This window comes from Terrabacter sp. P5_B1 (assembly GCF_056400505.1).
Genome location: NZ_JBFULD010000544.1, coordinates 1 through 1,447, shown reverse-complemented (window position 1 = coordinate 1,447; position 1,447 = coordinate 1). Strand labels below are relative to the sequence as shown.

Annotated in this window: 2 protein-coding genes and 1 pseudogene; all 3 read left to right on the top strand. The window is 69.9% G+C overall.

Annotation, left to right across the window (positions count from 1 at the left end; translation table 11 throughout):
• On the top strand, window positions 1-611 hold a 611-nt coding region (locus AC1DP0_RS21830), incomplete at its 5' end, for a translation initiation factor IF-2 (RefSeq protein WP_478088672.1).
• Between the two features lie 186 nt (window positions 612-797).
• Window positions 798-1,271, top strand: coding sequence for a 30S ribosome-binding factor RbfA (gene rbfA / locus AC1DP0_RS21825; RefSeq protein ID WP_478088670.1), 474 nt, complete (start codon window positions 798-800; stop codon window positions 1,269-1,271).
• Window positions 1,268-1,447: pseudogene (truB, locus tag AC1DP0_RS21820) on the top strand (tRNA pseudouridine(55) synthase TruB); the annotation flags it as partial. The gene rbfA and the pseudogene truB, both read left to right, overlap by 4 nt.

Here is a 1,447-nt window from a genome sequence, read left to right as displayed (position 1 = left end):
CCCTCAACCTCATCCTCAAGGGTGACGTGTCGGGTTCGGTCGAGGCGCTCGAGGACGCGCTCCTCAAGATCGACGTGGGCGACGAGGTCGACCTGCGGATCATCCACCGCGGTGTCGGTGCGATCACGCAGAACGACGTCAACCTCGCGACGGTCGACAACGCGATCATCATCGGCTTCAACGTCCGCCCCGCGGAGCGTGTCGCCGAGCTGGCCGACCGGGAGGGCGTCGACATGCGCTTCTACTCGGTCATCTACCAGGCGATCGACGACGTCGAGGCAGCGCTCAAGGGCATGCTCAAGCCGGAGTACGAAGAGGTCCAGCTGGGCACGGCCGAGGTCCGCGAGGTCTTCAAGTCGAGCAAGTTCGGCAACGTCGCGGGTTCGCTCGTGCGCTCCGGCGAGATCAAGCGCGGGACCCGTGCGCGGATCATCCGCGACGGCACCGTCATCGGCGAGGGCATCGAGATCACCGGTCTGCGTCGCTTCAAGGACGACGTCACCGAGGTCCGCGAGGGCTTCGAGTGCGGTATCAACCTCGGCAACTTCAACAACATCGAGATCGACGACGTCATCGAGACGTTCGAGATGCGCGAGAAGCCGCGCTCCTGAGCGAGGCTGGATCGACGGCGCCGGCCCCCACGGGGGTCGGCGCCGTCGCCGTCCGCGGGTCCCCACCCGACCTGCGGACTCCCGGGCCGGGTATGCCGTGTGCGCCCGCCCCGCTACTAGGGTGGTCACCACGTCGGCCCCGCTCGGACCGGTCCGACCGCACGACACACGAAAGCAGAGGTAGTCATGGCTGACCCCGCCCGCGCCCGCAAGATCGCCGACCGGATCAAGGTCATCGTCGCCGAGTACCTCGAGTTCCGGCTCAAGGACGAACGCCTCGGGTTCGTCACCATCACCGACGCCCGCGTCACGGGCGACCTCCAGCAGGCGTCGGTCTTCTACACCGTCTTCGGCAGCAACGAGGACCGCCAGGCCACCGCCGACGTGCTCGAGGCCAACAAGGGCCGCATCCGCTCGGCGGTCGGCAAGGGCATCGGCATCCGTCTCACGCCGTCGATCGAGTTCATCGCCGACGCGCTCCCCGAGGGGGCGGCCCACCTCGAGGACCTCGTGGCGCAGACGCGCGCCCGTGACGAGGAGCTGGCCCGCGCCGCCGCGAACGCCAAGCCTGCCGGCGAGGCCGACCCGTACCGCAAGCCGGTCGACCGTTCCGAGGGCAGCGACGATGCCGAGGTGGACGCGGACGTCGACGCGCGATGACCGACCGCTCGAGCGGCCTGCTCGTCGTCGACAAGCCGGCCGGCTGGACGAGCCATGACGTCGTGGCCCGCGCGCGCCGCCTGTGCGGGACGCGCCGCGTCGGCCACGCCGGCACCCTCGACCCGATGGCGACCGGCGTGCTGGTGCTCGGCGTCGAGCGGGGCACCAAGCTGCTC

Excerpts from the sequence above, each read along its gene's own strand:
- rbfA (WP_478088670.1), top strand. The coding sequence starts at position 798 with ATGGCTGACCCCGCCCGCGCCCGCAAGATCGCCGACCGGATCAAGGTC.